General features: G+C 65.0%; 17 protein-coding genes and 3 tRNA genes. 16 read left to right on the top strand and 4 right to left on the bottom strand.

Going from position 1 to position 17,987, the window contains the following annotated elements:
* Nucleotides 1-265: 265 nt before the first annotated feature.
* Together QMK31_RS06670 and QMK31_RS06665 are read left to right on the top strand one after the other, a co-directional pair.
* Nucleotides 266-1,807 (top strand): SIR2 family protein, encoded by a 1,542-nt coding sequence (locus QMK31_RS06670; RefSeq protein ID WP_283500150.1) that lies wholly within the window; start codon nucleotides 266-268, stop codon nucleotides 1,805-1,807.
* A gap of 508 nt (nucleotides 1,808-2,315) precedes the next feature.
* The gene (locus QMK31_RS06665) at nucleotides 2,316-3,491 is read left to right on the top strand and encodes a site-specific integrase (RefSeq protein ID WP_283500149.1); all 1,176 of its coding nucleotides are present in this window, start codon (nucleotides 2,316-2,318) and stop codon (nucleotides 3,489-3,491) included.
* A 10-nt stretch (nucleotides 3,492-3,501) separates the two neighbouring features.
* Here the strand turns inward: QMK31_RS06665 and QMK31_RS06660 are convergent.
* The 3 genes from QMK31_RS06660 to QMK31_RS06650 form a co-directional block, all read right to left on the bottom strand.
* Nucleotides 3,502-3,577: transfer RNA gene (locus tag QMK31_RS06660), tRNA-Phe, on the bottom strand.
* A gap of 67 nt (nucleotides 3,578-3,644) precedes the next feature.
* Nucleotides 3,645-3,718, bottom strand: a tRNA-Asp gene (locus tag QMK31_RS06655).
* 88 nt (nucleotides 3,719-3,806) lie between these two features.
* Nucleotides 3,807-3,879 (bottom strand) — tRNA-Glu (locus QMK31_RS06650).
* Nucleotides 3,880-4,144: 265 nt separating this feature from the next.
* Between QMK31_RS06650 and QMK31_RS06645 the strand changes: the two genes are divergently transcribed.
* On the top strand, nucleotides 4,145-5,485 hold the full coding sequence (locus tag QMK31_RS06645) for a M23 family metallopeptidase (RefSeq protein ID WP_283500148.1): 1,341 nt from the start codon (nucleotides 4,145-4,147) through the stop codon (nucleotides 5,483-5,485).
* On the top strand, nucleotides 5,478-6,896 hold the full coding sequence (locus QMK31_RS06640; protein ID WP_283500147.1) for a C40 family peptidase: 1,419 nt from the start codon (nucleotides 5,478-5,480) through the stop codon (nucleotides 6,894-6,896). Before QMK31_RS06645 ends, QMK31_RS06640 begins: the two co-directional genes overlap by 8 nt.
* Nucleotides 6,897-7,075: 179 nt before the next feature.
* On the opposite strand, the gene ppa is transcribed toward QMK31_RS06640, so the two are convergent.
* The gene (gene ppa / locus QMK31_RS06635) at nucleotides 7,076-7,567 is read right to left on the bottom strand and encodes an inorganic diphosphatase (protein WP_134464679.1); all 492 of its coding nucleotides are present in this window, start codon (nucleotides 7,565-7,567) and stop codon (nucleotides 7,076-7,078) included.
* A gap of 45 nt (nucleotides 7,568-7,612) precedes the next feature.
* On the opposite strand from ppa, the gene tilS reads away from it, so the two are divergent.
* From tilS to panC, 12 genes are all read left to right on the top strand, one after another.
* A complete protein-coding gene (gene tilS, locus QMK31_RS06630) occupies nucleotides 7,613-8,593 on the top strand; it encodes a tRNA lysidine(34) synthetase TilS (protein WP_283500146.1) in 981 nt (326 codons plus the stop codon).
* Between the two features lie 22 nt (nucleotides 8,594-8,615).
* Entirely contained in the window at nucleotides 8,616-9,188 is a 573-nt protein-coding gene (gene hpt, locus QMK31_RS06625; protein WP_283500145.1) for a hypoxanthine phosphoribosyltransferase, read from the top strand.
* Between the two features lie 83 nt (nucleotides 9,189-9,271).
* Entirely contained in the window at nucleotides 9,272-11,281 is a 2,010-nt protein-coding gene (ftsH, locus tag QMK31_RS06620; RefSeq protein ID WP_283500144.1) for an ATP-dependent zinc metalloprotease FtsH, read from the top strand.
* A 6-nt stretch (nucleotides 11,282-11,287) separates the two neighbouring features.
* Nucleotides 11,288-11,857, top strand: coding sequence for a GTP cyclohydrolase I FolE (gene folE / locus QMK31_RS06615; protein WP_283500143.1), 570 nt, complete (start codon nucleotides 11,288-11,290; stop codon nucleotides 11,855-11,857).
* Nucleotides 11,854-12,711, top strand: coding sequence for a dihydropteroate synthase (folP, locus tag QMK31_RS06610; protein WP_283500142.1), 858 nt, complete (start codon nucleotides 11,854-11,856; stop codon nucleotides 12,709-12,711). The genes folE and folP overlap by 4 nt, the downstream gene beginning before the upstream one ends.
* Complete coding sequence (gene folB / locus QMK31_RS06605; protein ID WP_283500141.1) at nucleotides 12,704-13,066, top strand: dihydroneopterin aldolase; 363 nt, start codon at nucleotides 12,704-12,706, stop codon at nucleotides 13,064-13,066. The genes folP and folB overlap by 8 nt, the downstream gene beginning before the upstream one ends.
* Nucleotides 13,063-13,608, top strand: a complete 546-nt coding sequence (gene folK, locus QMK31_RS06600) for a 2-amino-4-hydroxy-6-hydroxymethyldihydropteridine diphosphokinase (protein WP_283500140.1) — start codon at nucleotides 13,063-13,065, stop codon at nucleotides 13,606-13,608. Before folB ends, folK begins: the two co-directional genes overlap by 4 nt.
* Nucleotides 13,605-14,087 carry a DUF3180 domain-containing protein gene (locus QMK31_RS06595; RefSeq protein ID WP_283500139.1) on the top strand — a complete coding sequence of 161 codons (483 nt, stop codon included), beginning with the start codon at nucleotides 13,605-13,607 and terminating at the stop codon, nucleotides 14,085-14,087. The genes folK and QMK31_RS06595 overlap by 4 nt, the downstream gene beginning before the upstream one ends.
* Nucleotides 14,080-14,670, top strand: a complete 591-nt coding sequence (locus tag QMK31_RS06590) for a PH domain-containing protein (RefSeq protein ID WP_283500138.1) — start codon at nucleotides 14,080-14,082, stop codon at nucleotides 14,668-14,670. Before QMK31_RS06595 ends, QMK31_RS06590 begins: the two co-directional genes overlap by 8 nt.
* Nucleotides 14,667-16,313: a PH domain-containing protein gene (locus QMK31_RS06585; RefSeq protein ID WP_283500137.1), complete on the top strand. Its 1,647-nt coding sequence runs from the start codon at nucleotides 14,667-14,669 to the stop codon at nucleotides 16,311-16,313. The genes QMK31_RS06590 and QMK31_RS06585 overlap by 4 nt, the downstream gene beginning before the upstream one ends.
* The gene (locus QMK31_RS06580; protein ID WP_283500136.1) at nucleotides 16,310-17,071 is read left to right on the top strand and encodes a Rossmann-like and DUF2520 domain-containing protein; all 762 of its coding nucleotides are present in this window, start codon (nucleotides 16,310-16,312) and stop codon (nucleotides 17,069-17,071) included. Before QMK31_RS06585 ends, QMK31_RS06580 begins: the two co-directional genes overlap by 4 nt.
* Nucleotides 17,068-17,940, top strand: a complete 873-nt coding sequence (gene panC, locus QMK31_RS06575; RefSeq protein ID WP_283500135.1) for a pantoate--beta-alanine ligase — start codon at nucleotides 17,068-17,070, stop codon at nucleotides 17,938-17,940. Before QMK31_RS06580 ends, panC begins: the two co-directional genes overlap by 4 nt.
* Nucleotides 17,941-17,987: the final 47 nt, after the last annotated feature.

The raw sequence follows: 17,987 nt of genomic DNA, 5'->3' as shown, positions 1-17,987 counted from the left end.
GGACGTCGAGTTGACGAGAAGGCAGCACGGAGCAATGAGCGCTTGACAAAGCGTTATTCAGACAACTCGGCAGATGCACGCCGCAGCGTGAACGCGCGTGCTCAGTTTCTACAGTCCCGCGCATTGGGCCATAACGGTTCGATCAGCGGTGGCGCGTCGCACGCGCGCTAGTCACACACCGTATAAACCCTGCGGTCCCGCTCGTGAAGCTGGCGACGAGGGGCAGGGGTATGCAATTGCAAGAGGTTACTGTCAGGCTAGCCGCATGTCTGCAAATAGAGGTTTGTCGTCGCTGGTGTCGTTGGCCACGTCGATGCATTCGCAACCCGGCGTCTACGCGGTGCTTCTAGGTTCGGGTGTCTCAACCGGAGCGGGGCTGCTGACCGGTTGGGGTGTCGTTACGGAACTCGTGGCTCGTGTCGCGGCCGCTTCGGCCCCTAATGATTCCAGTGCAGTTTCTGCTGCCCGGGCTGATCCTGAGTTGTGGTGGAGTCAGAACGGCGTCGGTAAGTTGGGGTATTCGTCGTTATTAGAGCAGTTGGCGCCGTCCGCCGCGGCACGGCAGGGTCTGCTTGCTGGCTTCTTCGAGCCGGGTTCAGATGATGAGACACCCGTGCTGCAGCCCAGCAAGGCGCATCGTGCGATCGCGGAGCTTGTGCGCCGGGGATCAGTGAAAGTGATTGTCACGACCAACTTTGACCGGCTGATGGAACAGGCACTAGATGCTGTTGGTGTATCAGCTCAGGTGATCTCGCGGCCGGAGGCCGTCAAGGGAATGGAGCCATTGGCGCATTCGAGCGCGACCGTTACTAAACTGCATGGCGACTATCGAGATCTCGGGACTCGAAACACGCCAGCAGAGCTCTCGGAGTATCCCCTGGAGTGGACTGGTCTCCTGGACCAGGTGTTCGATGAATACGGGCTGGTCGTGTCCGGATGGTCGGCGGACTGGGACGTTGCTCTTGTCGGTGCTTTGGAGCAGGCGACGTCACGTCGATATCCGCTGTATTGGGATCAGCGCAGCAGTCGTGGCGAGACCGCGAAACGGCTGCTGACCGGCCGGGGCGGGGTCGTTCTGCCCGCCTCCAGCGCTGACGATTTATTCGGCGAGCTCGTTGAGAGCCTAGAGGCTCTGGATCGGTTATCGGCGCCGCCGCTGACCACGGCGATGGCGGTCGCACGGCTGAAGCGGTACCTGCCCGATCCCGTTCGAAGGATCGATTTGTATGACTTAGTCATGGGCATAGTCGACGGTGTGGTCGACTCCATCGCCGCTCAGTCGGTTTCATCTTTGGATGGTGCTGAAGTGACTTGGCAAACGGTCGACGACACAATCGATAGTCACGTTCGTTCGATGCATCAGCTCGCGCCACTGCTGATCGAAGGTGTGTGGCATGACCCTGATGGTGTGCACGATCGGCTATGGGTGGACGCGGTGCAGCGACTCGTCGATGCCGGGGCAGCGTTCCCACTCCAGTCGAATCAGATGCTCCGCTCGGTTCGGCTCATTCCAGCTCTAGTGGCGGTGGCAATTGTCTCGATCACGGCGACGAAACGGAACCGGGAAGGTCTGCTGATCACTATCGCAACCGAAGTGGAAGGCAAGACTGGTCTCGGACTTGAGCAGCGCGCGAATGCTGCTCAGGTCCTTCATTATCAGCGGCTACTCACGGATGACTGGGCGAAGAATTTGCCGCGGTGGGTGGGTACGAACGGTTGGGTGTATCCGACGAGCCACCTCTTCACGACCGAGCTCCGTAGCTTCTTCGCGGAGCTCATGCCGCGATCTAGTCCGCTCAAAGGATGACTCGGCACAGCATTCGCGTTGTGCTCAATGCCGTCCGCGACCGCGTAATCCGTGACGGGAAGCGCCGGTGGTGCTCAGCTACGCCACCGCTGGTGCTCTTCCGCACGAATGGTGGGGCTCAATCGCACGATCGAGTGCGGCTCAGAGGCTCTAATACTCACTCAGGGGCCCGTAGGGCACTCTTTGGAACCCTGCGCGTAATGTAGCCCATCGATTGGCCTCGAGCTGCTGACAGTTCCGCAGTTAAACGGCTGCTCGCCGCAGCCGAACGGGTGAAAAACGCGAAGCGTCTTTGACCCTGGCACCTGAGATGCTTTCAGCGAGCCCGGGAGAGTGCCGTGGTTAAAGTTTTCAGAATGTCTACTTTGCAACTTAGAAGACGAAATCCGAAAAGCGGCCGTAATCCTCAATCTCTGGGATATCGTCTGAAGGCAGCATCTACAATTTCTCAGACATGTGGCAGATCATGGTCGTGAGACATAAAAACTCCTCTCGGTGGAGGACGCCAATGCCAACAATCACGTCGTACGCAACAGCCGGCGGAAAGCGGTACCTCGTACGGTACCGAACGCCCGATCGCCGGCAAACGATGAAACGTGGCTTTGCCACAAAACGAGATGCGGAACGTTTCCTCGCCGGCGTCGAGATGTCGAAAGACCGCGGCGAATGGGTCGACCCGACCAAGTCCCGGGTGACCATCTCTCACTGGGCCGAGCAGTGGTACGCGGCGCAGGTTCAACTGAAGCCGACGACGCGGTCAGGCTACCGACACGGCCTTGACAAGCACGTGCTGCCGCGGTGGGGCACGACGCGGTTAGGGGAGGTGAGCCACGCTGACGTCCAGGCGTGGGTTTCTGACCTCTCGGCGCGTCTGGCGCCTTCCACCGTGCGCCAGATTCATCTCGTGCTTTCGGGCGTTCTCAAGTACGCAGTCATGGACAGGCGCATTCCCTCCAATCCGTCCGATGGGGTTCGCCTCCCCAGGATCGTGAAGAGTTCGAGAGGATATCTCAGCAACGAACAAGTGGCTCGACTTGCTCGCGCCTGTGGGCCCGATGCCGACGTCATCATCATGCTGGCGTACACCGGTTTGAGATGGGGTGAGATGGCCGGTCTCAAGACAGCACGAATCGACTTCGACCGCCGCCGGATTGACGTGGTCGAGGCCGTGTCCGATCCTCGAGGTCGGATCATCTGGGGAACTCCGAAGTCCCATGAGCGTCGTTCGGTGCCATTCCCCGATTTCCTTTCGGACTCCCTACGGGCTCGTTGCGCTGGAAAGCACCCAGACGACTTAGTCTTCATGGCGCCTGACGGCGGAGTTCTCCGTAGTGGAAACTTTCGAAACCGCCGCTTTAATTCTGCCCTTGCATCGATTCAAGAGGCCGACCCAGAGTTTCCCAAGGTGACACCACATGACCTCAGACACACGGCTGCAAGCCTCGCCGTCTCCGTCGGAGCCAACGTAAAAGCAGTACAGCGAATGCTCGGCCATTCGTCGGCCGCGATGACACTGGACGTCTACGCAGACCTCTTCGACGACGACTTAGACGCCGTCGCGGTGGCCCTCAATGGCAGTGTTCCATTTTCAAGTGTGTTCAAAATGTGTTCACTTGACGAAAACGAGGCCGAATCGCGGCCCAAAAATGGGCATAAAAAAAGGCCACTCCCCAGTGTTTCCTAGGGAGTGGCGGTGGTGGCCCCGACCGGCGTCGATCCGGTGACCTTTCGATTTTCAGTCGAACGCTCTACCAACTGAGCTACAGGGCCCCAAAGCGGCGTTAAACGCCTCTTCTAAGGAAAAAAGCCCTTCCTTTCGAAAGGGCTATTACCTTTGCGACCCTGACCGGACTTGAACCGGCGACCTCCGCCGTGACAGGGCGGCGCGCTAACCAACTGCGCTACAGGGCCTCGATGTAAAGATGTGAATCTGTGTGCGAGGCACTTGGTAAGACTATTCTATTTCTCTTGATACTTTTTCATGCACGTGCAGTTTGCGTAGCCCCAACGGGATTCGAACCCGTGTTAACGCCGTGAAAGGGCGCCGTCCTAGGCCGCTAAACGATGGGGCCGTGAGCCACAAAATTCATGGCTGCCGAAGAGTAAGCATACGGAGTTGTGGGGCTAAGGCCAAATCGGCGCGCGCAGCATCCGCTCGAACGGTGGATATTTTTTCGACCCAGTTCGCACCGCGCCCGCAAATAGGCGGGCCAGCAGCTATTTCGCGGGTTAGATTCGCCGGTAGGCTGGGCGAACCGTGCCCACCTTGTTACTCTGAAGAGTCTGCCTCGGCGCGCGTGGCGACTGCTACAAGCCTGTTGGGAACCAATGATTCAAATGAGAACCGTGACCGGCCGCGGAACTGACATACCCGCCCGTCGTTTGCGTGTGACCAATCGGTGGCCCGGGCACACCCTGGCGCTGACCAGCATTATGGCGGCGATGACCCTTCTGGTCACCCTCGTGAGCCCCGCAGCCCCGGCCAACGCCGTCGAGTACCCGTCCTGGCAAGATCTGCAAAATGCCAAGGCGAACACCGCTTCGGCTACCGCGCAGGTGACCGCAATCGAGAACCTCATTGCGGGCCTGCAGGTGCAGGTGCAGGAGACCCAGGCCGCGGCGGAGATAAGCGCCAGCGAACTCGAGGTTGCCCAACAAGAGTTCGATGACGCCACCCGACGCGCCGAAGACATCCAGACCCAGGCCGATTCCAGCAAGGCAACAGCGGATGCCGCCACCACGCAGGCTGGCCAGCTCGCCGCCCAGCTCTACCGCACCGGAGGTACCGACCTGAGCGTGAACCTCTTCCTCGAGGGGGAGGGTGACGGCGCCGACGCCGACCTGCTGTTGGCGAAACTGGGCAACATGAGCAAGCTGGTTGAGCGCAGCTCTGACGTCTACGAATCGGCGCAGTCAGCCACCAACAACGCCCAATCGCTCGGCGATCAGGCCAAGATCGCCAAGACCGAGCGTGAAACCCTTCGAGTCGCGGCCGAAGCCGCGCTGGCTGCAGCTCAGGTTGCGGCCGAGGCGGCAGCGAATGCCCTCGCCGAGTCCGAAGCCAAGAGCGTCGAACTGGAGCAGCAGCTGCAGTTCATGCGCGACGCCCAAGCCACAACCTCGGCCGGGTATGAAGCCGGTGTGGCCGAACGCGCCCGGCTCGAAGCCATTCGCGCTGCGGCGGAAGCAGCGGCACGGGCCGCTGCAGCGGCAGCGGCGCGCGCCAATAGTGGCGGCTCTGGCGGGTCGGTGAGTATGAACGGCTGGGCTGTTCCCGCCAGCGGTCGCATCACCGCCGGCTTCGGTCCCCGATCGGTCATCTGCAATGGCGGAGCGTGTAGTGGCAGTTTCCACTACGCCACCGACCTGGGCACCGGCTGTGGCGCACCCATCTACGCCGCCCACGACGGTGTCGTCACCTGGGCTGGGCGCCTGGGAACCTACGGCAACTTCGTGAAGATCAGCCATGGCGACAACGTAGCGACCGGATATGCTCACATCGTGGACGGCGGCTACAACGTGCGCTCCGGCCAGTCGGTGTCAGCCGGCCAGCTGATCGCCTATTCCGGTGAGACCGGGGCGGCGCAGGGCTGCCACCTGCACTACGAAGTGTGGATTGGTGGAAACCGCATCAATCCTGTTCCATTCATGGCCGACCGGGGAGCATCACTTGGCTAAGAGCACCACAAACGTACCGGGCACCACCCACACCGCACACGGGCGAGTTCGAACGACGTCGAAACGACTGTTTTCCGCTGTAGCGATCGGGGCGGTGTCGGCGGTGACCGCATCCGTTGCAGCAGCCGGTGGAGCCGCCTTCGCCGCTCCCGACTATCCGAGTTGGAATGACGTCGAAAAGGCAAAGCAGAACGAGTCAACCAAGCAGGCCGAGATTGCGACCCTCGGCGAGCTGCTCGACGGGCTCGCGACCCAGGCCGCGAAGGCCGTGACGACCGCGCAGATTGCGGCAGAGGCCTACCGGGTGACGCAGGACGCCCTGGATGCCGCCACCACGCGGGAAACCAGCCTTAAGGACCAGGCAGAAACGGCTGAAGCCACCGCAGCGACGTCCAAAATGCGTGCGGGCTTGATCGCCGCGCACCTGGCCAAGTCCGGCGCCAACGGTTTATCGCTCAACCTATTCTTGAACGGGAACAGCGCCGACGACCTGCTCAACCAGCTCGGGACGGCCAGCAAGCTCAGCGAGCAGTCGGAGCAGATCTACACCGAAGCCGTGCAGGACAAGAATGCGGCCGAGTCCCTGGGGGAGCAGGCGGCATCGGCGACTGCGGAACGTGAACGCCTCACCGAAGAATCCAAGACCACTTTCAACGCCGCGACGGCGAGCTCGACGGCCGCCGAGGCGGCCTACGAGACCCAGCAACGCAAATCGAGCGAGCTGTTTGAACAGCTCGCGCTACTCAAAGACACCACGGCAGAGGCCGAACGCAGCTTTCACGCCGGCGAGGACGCCGCCGCCGCCGCTTCCGCGTTCGCGCGGGCGCAGGCGTCCGCTGCGGCCGTAGCGGCAGCGCAGGCAGCGCGCGACGCCGGAGCAGCTGGCTCGGGTTCAGGCGCGGGCGCGGGTTCTGGTTCAGGTTCTGGGTCTGGTTCCGGATCCGGTCCTGCGCCGGTCACGCCCGTCGCACCGGCGAAACCTACCGCGCCGGGTCCCGCGCCGGCTCCCGCGCCGGCTCCCGCGCCCAACGCTGGCGTCGTCGATACCGCGCTCGCCTTCGCTCGCGCTCAGCTCGGCGACCGCTACGTCTTCGGCGGCTCCGGCCCCGACTCGTGGGACTGCTCCGGCCTGACCAAAGCCGCTTATGCGGCGGCCGGCGTCTACATCGGCACTCATTCGGCCACGAACCAGTACAACACCATGGCCCAACAGGGCAAGCTCGTCTCCTTCGCCCAGGTGCAGGTCGGCGACCTGGTCTTCTGGGGCAGTCCGGGAAACTACTACCACGTAGCGATTTACGCGGGCAACGGCCAGGTTCTCGAAGCCCCCAACCCCTCAGCCCGCGTGCGTTTGCACAGCATCTGGTCATCGTGGGCCGTCGCGCCCTACGTCGGCCGTCCCGCCGCCTAACACCGGTCTCGCGTTCCTGCACGTCGCCAACTGACGGCTAATTCAGGAGATTCCCCGGGGATCGGGCGCTGCCCAGCGGCCCAGCGCGATCAAGATTCTCCTGAATTAGCCCGGCGCGTGGGCCCTCAGGCACAACGAAGGCCCCCTAGTCAACCAGGGGGCCTTCGTAAGCGTGCGGGTTAGTGGCCCTCTTCGGCGAGCTTCGCGATGCCGTCGACGACGATCTGGTTGGCTTCGGCGGCGTCGCCCCAGCCCTCCGTCTTAACCCACTTGCCCGGCTCAAGGTCCTTGTAGTGCTCGAAGAAGTGCTCGATTTCCTTGCGGGTGTACTCCGGAATGTCGAGGACATCCTGGATGTGGTCCCAGCGCGGGTCGCCAGCCGGAACAGCGATGACCTTGGCGTCGGAACCGCCGTCATCGGTCATGTTGAACACGCCGACGGGACGCACGGAGACGCCGACGCCCGGAAAGAGTGGGTAGTCCAGCAGTACTAAGACGTCGACGGGGTCGCCGTCGAGGCCGAGCGTGTTCTCGAAGTAGCCGTAGTCGGTGGGGTACATGAAGCTCGTGTAGAGCACTCGGTCGAGATACACCCGACCGGTTTCGTGGTCTACCTCATACTTGTTGCGGCTCCCGCGAGGGATTTCGATGACTGCGTCGTATTCGGCCATGGCTGTGTTTCTCCCTTGATCTAAGTCTGCGGATAACGTTACTGGATGGAATCCTCCCGCCGCCCGCGCCTCACCCCGGCCATCGCCGATATTCGTCGGGCCGTGCGCGCACTCCTGCCAGCCGAAGGGCTCGTGCTGGTGGCCCTGAGCGGTGGCGCCGATTCGCTCGCGCTCGCCGCCGCGACCGCTTTCGAGGCCGGTCGGGCTGGCATTCGTGCCGGAGCGGTCATCGTCGACCACAACCTGCAGTCCGGTTCAGCGGATGTCGCGGCGCGGGCCGCCGAGACCGCCCAGCAGCTCGGGCTCGACCCGGTGCTGGTTTTGGGCGTGACCGTCGACGATGACGGAACAGGACCGGAGGCATCGGCGCGGACGAGCCGCTATGCCGCTTTCGATGCGGCACTCGAGCAGACCGGGGCAAGCGGGGTGCTGCTCGGTCACACCCTCGACGATCAGGCCGAAACCGTGCTGCTCGGCCTCGCCCGCGGCTCGGGACCGACGAGCCTGCGCGGGATGAAGGCGCGAACCGGGGCGATTCTGCGACCGTTGTTGGGCATCCGTCGGGTAGCAACCCGGCAATTCTGCGCCGATGCCGGCCTCGAACCATGGAGCGATCCGCAGAACTTCGACCCGCGCTACGCCCGGGTGCGGGTACGGGAAACGGTGCTGCCGATGCTTGAGAACGAGCTCGGCCCCGGCGTCGGATTGGCGCTCGCTCGCACCGCCGCAGCGCTGCGGGAGGATTCCGACGCGCTCGACGAGCTGGCGCGCTCAGTACTGCGTGCGCACTGGGCTGATGGACGGATAGCGGCGGCCGTGCTCGCAGCGCACCCTGCTGCAATACGGCAGCGGGTGATTCGCTTCGGGGTCGAGGAAGGCGGCGGGGTGTGGCTGGATCGGGGACAGACTCTCACTGTGGCGGCGCTCGTGACGGACTGGCATGGACAGGAGGCGCTCAGCCTGCCAGGTATTAGAGTTGTACGACAGGACGGCATATTGATTTTTTCCGTGCCTGGACCCACCTGACACAAAGGACTGCTCTTTCCACATGGAACCTCGCGACATTGACGGCGAACTCACCGAGATCCTGATCAGCGAGGAGCAGATTCGAGCTCGCCTGGCCGAAATGTCCCGCCAGATCGAGGTGGACTACGCGGGCACCGATCTGCTGCTGGTCGGCGTGCTCAAGGGCGCGGTTATGGTCATGGCCGACCTGGCTCGTGAGCTGCACCACCCGGTCACCATGGACTGGATGGCCGTCAGCTCCTACGGCTCCGGAACTCAGTCCAGCGGCGTCGTGCGCATTCTCAAAGACCTCGACACCGACCTGTCCGGCCGCAACGTGCTCATCGTGGAGGACATCATCGACAGCGGCCTGACCCTGTCGTGGCTGCTGGCGAACCTGAAAACGCGCGGTCCGGCGTCGATTGAAATCTGCGCGCTGCTGCGTAAGCCCGATGCTGCACGCGTCGACATCGACGTGAAATATGTGGGCTTTAACATTCCGAACCAATTCGTGGTCGGCTACGGCCTCGACTACGACGAGAAGTACCGCAACCTGCGTTCGGTGGGCATTCTGGCCCCGCACGTCTACTCCACCGTCGCTGCAGCCGCCCTCTAGGCCAGCCCGCGACCCGCGCCTGAGTTCTCCTTTGGGCGAACACACGGCTTTCCCTTGTAATCGAGCGCTAGCCTGAGGTCACCATGAACGTCAAGAAGCTACTCCGCGGCCCGATTCTCTATATTGTGCTCGCCGTCATCGCCGTCTGGGTGGGGTCAAGCCTCATCACCATGAGCGGATTTCGCGAGGTGAGCACGCAGGAGGGTCTGGGCTACCTGAAATCGGGCAATGTCGCCGAGGCCACCATCGTCGACGGCGAGCAGCGCGTCGACCTCACGCTGACCAAGGCAAGCGGCGACCTTGGAACTCAGGTGCAGTTCTACTACGTTGCACCGCGCGGCGAAGAGATCATCACGGCCGTCACCGCCGCCAACCCGAAGGACGGCTTCACCGACGAAGTGCCGCAGCCTAACTGGGTGCTGGGCGTGCTCAGCTTTCTGCTGCCCGTACTGCTGATCGGTGCCTTCTTCTGGCTCATGATCTCGATGCAGGGCGGTGGCAGCAAGGTCATGAAGTTCGGTAAGTCCAAGGCCAAGCTCGTCTCCAAGGAGAGCCCGCAGGTCACCTTCGCCGACGTGGCTGGTGCCGACGAGGCCATCGAAGAGCTCGAAGAGATCAAGGACTTCCTTAAGGAGCCGGCCAAATTCCAGGCGGTCGGCGCCCGCATTCCCAAGGGTGTGCTGCTGTACGGCCCTCCCGGAACCGGTAAGACCCTCCTCGCCCGCGCGGTGGCCGGCGAGGCCAATGTGCCGTTCTACGCCATCAGCGGATCCGACTTCGTCGAAATGTTCGTCGGTGTCGGTGCCAGCCGGGTGCGAGACCTGTTCAGCCAGGCCAAGGAAAACGCGCCGGCCATCATTTTCATCGACGAGATCGACGCCGTCGGCCGTCACCGTGGTGCCGGCATGGGCGGCGGCCACGACGAACGTGAGCAGACCCTCAACCAGTTGCTGGTCGAGATGGACGGCTTCGACGTGAAAGCCAACGTTATTCTCATCGCCGCCACCAACCGCCCCGACATTCTGGACCCCGCGCTACTGCGCCCGGGCCGGTTCGACCGGCAGATCGGTGTCGACGCACCCGACATGCTCGGCCGCAAGCGCATTCTTGAGGTGCACTCCAAGGGCAAGCCCATGGCCGAGGGCGTCGACCTCGAGGTGCTCGCCCGCAAGACGCCCGGCTTTACCGGTGCCGACCTGGCGAACGTGCTCAACGAGGCCGCGCTGCTCACCGCGCGGTCGAACGCCCAGCTCATCGACAACCGCGCCCTCGACGAGGCCGTCGACCGGGTCATGGCTGGACCGCAGCGCCGAACCCGCGTCATGCGCGACAAGGAAAAGCTCATCACCGCGTACCACGAGGGAGGCCACGCCCTGGTCGCTACCGCGATGAACTTCACCGACCCGGTGACCAAGATCACCATCCTGCCGCGCGGCCGCGCCCTCGGCTACACGATGGTCATGCCGCTCGAAGATCGCTATTCGGTCACCCGCAACGAACTGCTCGACCAGCTGGCCTATGCCATGGGCGGCCGCGTCGCCGAAGAGATCATCTTTCACGATCCGACCAGCGGCGCGTCCAACGACATCGAGAAGGCCACTTCGACCGCCCGAAAGATGGTTACCGAGTTCGGAATGAGCAGTGTTGTTGGACCGTTGAAGCTCGGCCAAGGTTCCGGCGAAGTATTCCTGGGCCGGGATATGGGCCACGGGCGCGACTATTCAGAACGCGTGGCGGAAAGTGTCGACCGCGAGGTTCGTCAGCTGCTCGAAGACGCTCACGATGAGGCCTACGAGGTTCTGATCAAGAACCGCGCCATTCTTGATGATCTCGCCGCCAAGCTGCTCGAGCATGAAACGCTCGATCAGACTGCCCTGGCCGAGATTTTCGCCAACGTCGAAATGCTGCCGCAGCGTCCGCAGTGGCTGTCCAGCGACAAGCGCCCGGTTTCGGATGTACCGCCGATCGCGATGCCGGCGCCGAAGGCTCCCATCGACGGCGCGGCCGTTGACGGTGGCATCTCCAGTGGAGACGCCGCCCCCGCCAAACCGAAGCGCGCGCCGGCCCGCAACCCCCGCCCCGCGACCGCTTAGGCGCCCGTGGCAGTGGACAGGGCGCGCATCCAGGCGGCCGTCGCTGAGATTCTCGCTGCAATCGGTGAGGACCCAGCGCGGGTCGGCCTGGAGAGTACGCCACGACGGGTAGCGGATGCCTATGCCGAGTTCTTCGCCGGGCTGGACCAAGACCCGCAGGAACTGCTGATGGACTTCGTTCCGGTCGGCGCGACTACCGGCGAACTCGTGCTGCTGCGCGATATAGCCTTTCGTTCGGTTTGCGAACACCACCTGCTGCCGTTTCTGGGCATCGCCCACGTGGCCTACCTGCCCAGGGATCGCGTCGTCGGCCTCGGTCGGCTGCCCGCCGTCGTGGAGACCATCGCCGCGCGGCCCCAGCTGCAGGAGCGGCTCACCGAGGAAATCGCCGATGCCCTGCACGAAGGCCTCGACCCGCTCGGCGTCCTCGTCGTTCTCGACGCCGTGCACGGCTGCGTCGGCACCCGGGGGCCGCGCCAGACCGCGAGCTCGACGGTGACCATGGCGTCGCGCGGAACCCTGACCGAACCGACAGCACGCGCCGAGATCATCGCCCTGATTGCCGCCGGCGGATGACGCTCATCATGGGCGTGCTCAACGTCACCCCCGACTCCTTCAGCGACGGCGGCCAGTGGGCGTCAACGGATGCCGCCATCGAGCACGGCATGATGCTGCACACCCAGGGCGCCGACCTCATCGACGTGGGCGGCGAGTCCACCCGGCCCGGCGCGACCCGCGTGTCACCGGAACAGGAGCAGCAACGCATCATTCCGGTCGTCACCGAGCTCGTCCGGCAGGGCCTGCGGCTGAGCATCGACACCCTCAACGCCGCCACCGCCCGCGCGGCGGCGAACGCGGGCGCGTGCGTGATCAACGACGTGTCCGGGGGTCTCGCCGACCCTGGCATGGCCGGCATCGCCGCCGAGACCGGCCTGACCTATGTGGCCATGCACTGGCGCGCGCACGCGCAGCAGATGGACACCTTGGCGGACTACGACGACGTGGTCACCGAGGTCATCGCCGAACTGCGCACCCGCGTCGACGTGTTGACCCGAGCCGGAGTGGCCAGGGAGCAGATCGTGCTCGACCCCGGACTCGGATTCTCCAAGAAGCCCGAACACAACTGGCAGCTCCTGGGCCGGCTTGACGCCTTCGCCGAACTCGGTCTTCCGGTCATGGTCGGGGCGTCACGCAAACGTTTCCTGGCCGAGGTGCTGCCGGTCGGAGCTCCTCTGCCTGACCGCGACCTGCCCACCGCCGTGGTCAGCGTGCTCGCCGCGCAGGCCGGTGCCTGGGCGGTGCGGGTGCACGACGTCGCGGCAACCCGCACGGCCCTGAACGTGTTGGCCAGCGTGCAACAGCCGACCCCGCACGGTGGGCGGGGATTGCCGCACAGCGCGGCGCGTCCGTCACAATGGACCCATGACTGATTCGATCACCCTCACCGGCCTGCGGGTGAACGCCCACCACGGCGTCTACGACTTTGAGAAAGAAAACGGTCAGGACTTCGTCATCGACGTGACCGTCTGGCTTGATCTGCTGGCCGCAGCGGCGAGCGATGACGTGACCCGGACCATCCACTATGGCGAACTTGCCGAAGAGGTCACCGAGGCGGCCCGGCACGACCCGGTCGACCTCATTGAAACCGTCGCCGAGCGCATCGCGGCCGTCGTGCTGGCGCACCCGCCGGCGCTGCGCGTGCAGGTCACGGTCCACAAACCACAGGCTCCGATCTCGGTGCCGTTCACCGACGTGGCCGTACAGATCACCCGGTCTCGATCATGACCGGGCCCGTCGAACGAGTGGTCCTCGCCCTCGGCAGCAACCTCGGCGACCGGGCGGCCGCGCTCACCCGTGCCGTGCAGGACATCGCCGAACTGCCAGGGGCGGCGCTTGTCGCCGTCTCGCCGGTGTATGAGTCTGCTGCCGTGAAAGTTGACGGCGTCGATGAGAGTGCACCCCGTTATTTCAACGCGGTACTAACCATCGACTACGGCGGCGACCCACACTCCCTGCTCGACGCCGTCAACGTCATCGAGGCCAGGCACGGCCGGGTGCGCGCCGAACGCTGGGGTGACCGCACGCTCGACATCGACCTCATCGTGTTCGGCCAGCGAAGCGTAGACGACGACCGCCTGACCCTGCCGCACCCGCGTGCGGCGGAACGTGACTTCGTACTGGCCCCGTGGCTCGACCTCGACGCCGCGGCCGTCATCCCCGGCCGCGGGCTGGTTCGGGATCTGCTCGCCGCCACCGGCACCACGGTGCGCCGGGTAGCGGATGCCGCGGCCACTGAAACCACGCCGGCACCGGGAGCCTGGCGATGAAGCGTTCGCAGGCGACCGGGCTGCTCGCCGTGCTGCTGACCGGTCTCGTGATCGGCTTTCTGGTCGAGATCGCTTTCGCGGCGTCCGGTGCCCCGATCGTCGTTCCCCCGGTGACCCTGCCGTTGACCCTGATTTTGCTGGCTGCCGTCGTCGTGAGTCTGGCCTGGCAGGTGCGTCAGGGCAGCCATCGCAAGGCGCTGCGCCGCATCGATCCGTTCTGGGCCATGCGGGTGGCCGTGCTGTCGAAGGCCACATCGTTGTCGGCTTCGCTGCTGCTGGGCGCAGCGTTGGGTATCGTGTTGTACATCCTGACCCGGTCGGTGGTGCCAGCCGTCACGTCATTATGGCTAGCGATCGGCACCGCGATCGGCGCGGCCCTCATGCTCACGGCTGGCCTCGTGGCCGAACACTTCTGCACCCTGCCGCCCGACGACGACCCGAACGACGATGCCCATGAGTCCGGAGGTACCCGTGCCTGACCTGCCCGAGATGAACCGGCCAGCTGCGCTGCCGCCCGTTCCACAAGACGTGCCCGTTCCAGACGATTCGGCCGAACCCGCCGAGGGGGCCGACCCGTCTGCCCGGCTCGAATTGAGCGAGCCCGGGGAATGGAAACGCGTCTCCCCGAAGTATGTGCTGGTCGAGATCGTCGGCACCATCGTGAACGCCGTCGTCGTGTGCGGCGGAGCGAGCCTGCTCTGGTTGCTGCTCGACCAGACCTGGGCATTGTGGGTCGGCATCGCCGTGCTGGTCGCGTCGATCATCAATCTCGTTTTCGAACCGCGCCGGGTGCGCTCCATCGGGTATCTGCTGCGCGAGGATGACCTACTGTTTCGCCGCGGCATTCTCTTTCAACGTTTTGTCGCGGTGCCGTACGGGCGCATGCAGCTCATCGACATCACCCGCGGCCCGATCGCGCGGTGGCTCGGCCTGGCCGACCTCAAATTCGTGACGGCCGCGGCCACCGCCGGGGTGTCGATTCCCGGACTGCCCGAAGCCGACGCCGAAAGCCTGCGTGACCGGCTGGTGGAGCTCGCGGAGAGCCGCCGGGCGGGGCTGTGAGCGAGCCAGCCGCCGCGATTGGGGCCCCACTGGCGGCGCCGCGCACCGACCTCACCGACGGGGAGTGGCACCGACTGCACCCAGCCACACCGGTGCTGCGCGGCGGTATTTTCATGGTGGCCATCCTCGGCTTCATTTTCGCCAACCTGCGCGAACGTTTCATCGACCTGTTCCTCGGCGAAGAGAATTTTCGCGGCGATCCGATCGACGCGATCTACGAGCGCGGAGCCACCGGCTGGGCACTGCTGGTCATCGCCGGCGTTCTGCTGGTCATTCTCGTCGTGTTTTACCTCTCCTGGCGCACGCACACCTTTCGCGTAAACGGTGAGATCGTCGAGGTGCGTAGCGGCCTCATTTTTCGCAGCAACCGCAAGGCCCGCCTCGACCGAGTGCAGGGCGTCAACCTGGCCCGGCCGTTGATTCCCCGCCTGTTTGGTGCGGCCCGGCTGGAGATCACGGTCGCTGGCCAGGACGGCAACGTGCAGCTCGCCTACCTCGGCTCGAAACTAGCGGATGACCTGCGCCGCGACATCCTGCACCTCGCCTCCGGCCTGCGGCAGGCACGGCAGCCAGCCGCCGTGCCCGGAGCCGAGGCGGCAGCCGCACCCACCCTGATCGGTGCGGCCGCCGCGCCGACCGCACACTCGGCCCTCGGCGACTTCGCGACCGCGCGCTACAACGAGTTCCGGGCGCCGGAGCTGGACCCGGACGCGGCTCCGCCCGAATCGGTCGTGCGCATACCGCCGGGGCGCCTGATCGGATCGGTTGTTCTCAGCGGCTTCACCGTCTTTCTCCTTTTGGCCGGCATCGGGCTCGTCGTCAGCGTGATCGCCGGGAGCACCGGCTGGGTGCTCGTGGCGGTGCTGCCTGGCCTCATCGGCAGCGTCGGCTACTATTTCTCCCGCATCACCAAGACGTTGCGGTTCAGTATTGCCGGCACCGCAGACGGCGTGCGGGTCGGCTTCGGCCTGCTGTCAACGAGCAGCCAAACCCTGCCACCGGGCCGCATCCACGCGATCAAGGTGTCGCAGCCCATACTCTGGCGTCGGTTCGGCTGGTGGCAGGTCAGTATCAACACCGCCGGTCAGGCCTCCGGCCGCAACAGCGCCCCCGCCACCAGCGCCACCATCCTGCCAGTCGGAACCCTCGCCGATGTCGAAAAGGTGCTGCAGCTGGCGTTGCCCGGCTTTGACACCGACACTCAGCGCGCCCTGGTCGAGAACGGACTGCTCGGCGGTCGCAGACGCGACGCCGGCATCGCCGATTTCTACAGCAACGCCCCCGCCCGCGCTGCCTGGTTGCGCCCATTCTCCTGGTGGCGCACCGGCTGGGCGGTGTCCGATCAGGTTGCCTTACTTCGTCGCGGGGTTCTCTCGCGCGACCTGATTCTCGTGCCCCTCGCGCGCATGCAGGGCGTGCGCATCAGCCAGGGACCAGTGCGGAGGCGGCTGCGCCTCGCATCGGCCGACCTGCACACGGTCACGGGGCCGGTCAGCGCCTCACTTAGCGTTCTCGACGTCGACGAAGCCCTGGTTCTCTTCGAGTGGATGGCCAGGGGCGCGGTACGGTCGGCGCTCGCCGACACCAGCCACCAGTGGAGCCGCGCCGAGACAGCAACACCAGCCCAGGAGACCGCGGAATGAACGTTAAGCCGGGACGCCTCGGCGTCGGAATCATTGGCGCCGGCCACGTCGGGCCCATTCTCGGGGCCGCGCTCGCGGGCGCAGGCCACGCGATCGTCGGCATCTCTGCGATCTCGCAGGCCAGCCGCGACCGCGCCGAAGCCATTCTGCCGCTCGTGCCCATTCTCACCGTGCCCGAAGTCGTCGAACGCAGCGAACTCGTCATCATCGCCGTGCCAGACGCCCAGCTGGAGAGCCTCGTGCAGGGCCTCGCCGCGACGAACACCTGGCAGCCCGGCCAGATTGTGCTGCACACCTCTGCCCGTTTCGGCGCTGCGGTGCTCGCACCGGCGCAGGCCGCCGGCGCCATCCCGCTGGCGATCCACCCGGCGATGGCCTTCACCGGTACGAGTCTCGACCTGGCCCGGCTGGCCGACAGCTACTTCGCGGTGACCGCACCCGGCCCGGTGCTGCCCATCGGGCAGGCGCTCGCCGTGGAGATGGGCGGGGAACCGCTCATCGTCGCCGAAGCCGACCGTGCCAGTTATGCCGAAGCGATCCAGATCGCCACCGTTTTTTCCACATCGATCGTCGAGCAGGCCGCCCGGCTGCTCGCGGGGATAGGCCTTGAGCATCCGGGCGCTATCCTTGGTCCGCTGCTGCGCTCCGCGATGGAGAACGCCCTGGGGCGGATGGCTCCCGACCGGCTCGACCTGGCCGGGTTCGACCAGATCCAACGGCATCAGCATCCGCTTGACGACGACCGGGAGGTCGAATGACTACTCCAGAAGTGATCAGCTCCATCGCCGAACTGCACGATCGTCTCGGCCAGGAACGCGACCGTGCGGCGCTGACCGGCGGTGACACCCGCATCGTGCTGGTGCCGACGATGGGTGCTCTGCACGCCGGGCACCTCGCGCTCGTGCGACGGGCGCATACCCTCGGCGACATCGTGGTCGTGTCGATCTTCGTGAACCCTCTGCAATTCGGAGCCGGCGAAGACCTCGACAACTACCCGCGCACCCTCGAGGCCGACCTGGTCACGCTCGGGAACGAGAACGTGGCGTTCGTGTTCGCGCCGAGTGCCCGCGAGATGTATCCGAGCGGGGAAGGCGACACCCGGGTGGCCGCAGGCCCGGTCGGCTCACTCTACGAGGGAGCTGCGCGCCCCGGCCACTTCGATGGCATGCTCACCGTCGTGGCGAAACTGCTCGGCATCGTGACGCCGGACGCCGCGGTGTTCGGCCAAAAAGATGGTCAGCAGGCCTTTCTGGTGCAGCGCATGGTTGCCGACCTCAACGTGCGCACCACCATCGAGGTCGTCAATACCGTGCGCGAACCGAGCGGACTGGCCCTGTCGAGCCGCAACCGCTACCTCGACGACGCGCAGCATACGGCCGCGCAGACGCTGTTCGCCGGGCTCGGCGCTGCCCTGGCGGCGGCGCAGGCCGGCCCCGATGCAGCGCTCGCCGCAGCGAACGCGCGCATTGCCGCCCAGCCGCTGGTTAAACTGGACTATCTCGTGATCGTGCACCCGGAGACTTTCCTCTCGGTGCCGGGCGACTATCGCGGGCCGGCCCGAATGCTCGTGGCCGCGCGGATCGGTACCACCCGACTGATCGACAACCTGTCGCTCACTCTCGGGTGAACCGCAGCATCCGCTCAAATTTGAACTGACAGCACCATCGGAGACCA

The sequence above is a fragment of the Cryobacterium sp. PH31-O1 genome, from assembly GCF_030063455.1.
Classification (GTDB): domain Bacteria; phylum Actinomycetota; class Actinomycetes; order Actinomycetales; family Microbacteriaceae; genus Cryobacterium.
Note: the sequence above shows the minus strand (reverse complement) of the source record. Positions and strands in the feature narration are given on the sequence as shown.

Excerpts from the sequence above, each read along its gene's own strand:
- QMK31_RS06595 (WP_283500139.1), top strand. The coding sequence starts at position 13,605 with ATGAAGCGTTCGCAGGCGACCGGGCTGCTCGCCGTGCTGCTGACCGGT.
- folB (WP_283500141.1), top strand. The coding sequence starts at position 12,704 with ATGACTGATTCGATCACCCTCACCGGCCTGCGGGTGAACGCCCACCAC.
- hpt (WP_283500145.1), top strand. The coding sequence starts at position 8,616 with ATGGAACCTCGCGACATTGACGGCGAACTCACCGAGATCCTGATCAGC.
- ppa (WP_134464679.1), bottom strand. The coding sequence starts at position 7,567 with ATGGCCGAATACGACGCAGTCATCGAAATCCCTCGCGGGAGCCGCAAC.
- tilS (WP_283500146.1), top strand. The coding sequence starts at position 7,613 with ATGGAATCCTCCCGCCGCCCGCGCCTCACCCCGGCCATCGCCGATATT.
- folP (WP_283500142.1), top strand. The coding sequence starts at position 11,854 with ATGACGCTCATCATGGGCGTGCTCAACGTCACCCCCGACTCCTTCAGC.
- QMK31_RS06665 (WP_283500149.1), top strand. The coding sequence starts at position 2,316 with ATGCCAACAATCACGTCGTACGCAACAGCCGGCGGAAAGCGGTACCTC.
- ftsH (WP_283500144.1), top strand. The coding sequence starts at position 9,272 with ATGAACGTCAAGAAGCTACTCCGCGGCCCGATTCTCTATATTGTGCTC.
- QMK31_RS06645 (WP_283500148.1), top strand. The coding sequence starts at position 4,145 with ATGAGAACCGTGACCGGCCGCGGAACTGACATACCCGCCCGTCGTTTG.
- folK (WP_283500140.1), top strand. The coding sequence starts at position 13,063 with ATGACCGGGCCCGTCGAACGAGTGGTCCTCGCCCTCGGCAGCAACCTC.
- panC (WP_283500135.1), top strand. The coding sequence starts at position 17,068 with ATGACTACTCCAGAAGTGATCAGCTCCATCGCCGAACTGCACGATCGT.
- QMK31_RS06580 (WP_283500136.1), top strand. The coding sequence starts at position 16,310 with ATGAACGTTAAGCCGGGACGCCTCGGCGTCGGAATCATTGGCGCCGGC.
- QMK31_RS06670 (WP_283500150.1), top strand. The coding sequence starts at position 266 with ATGTCTGCAAATAGAGGTTTGTCGTCGCTGGTGTCGTTGGCCACGTCG.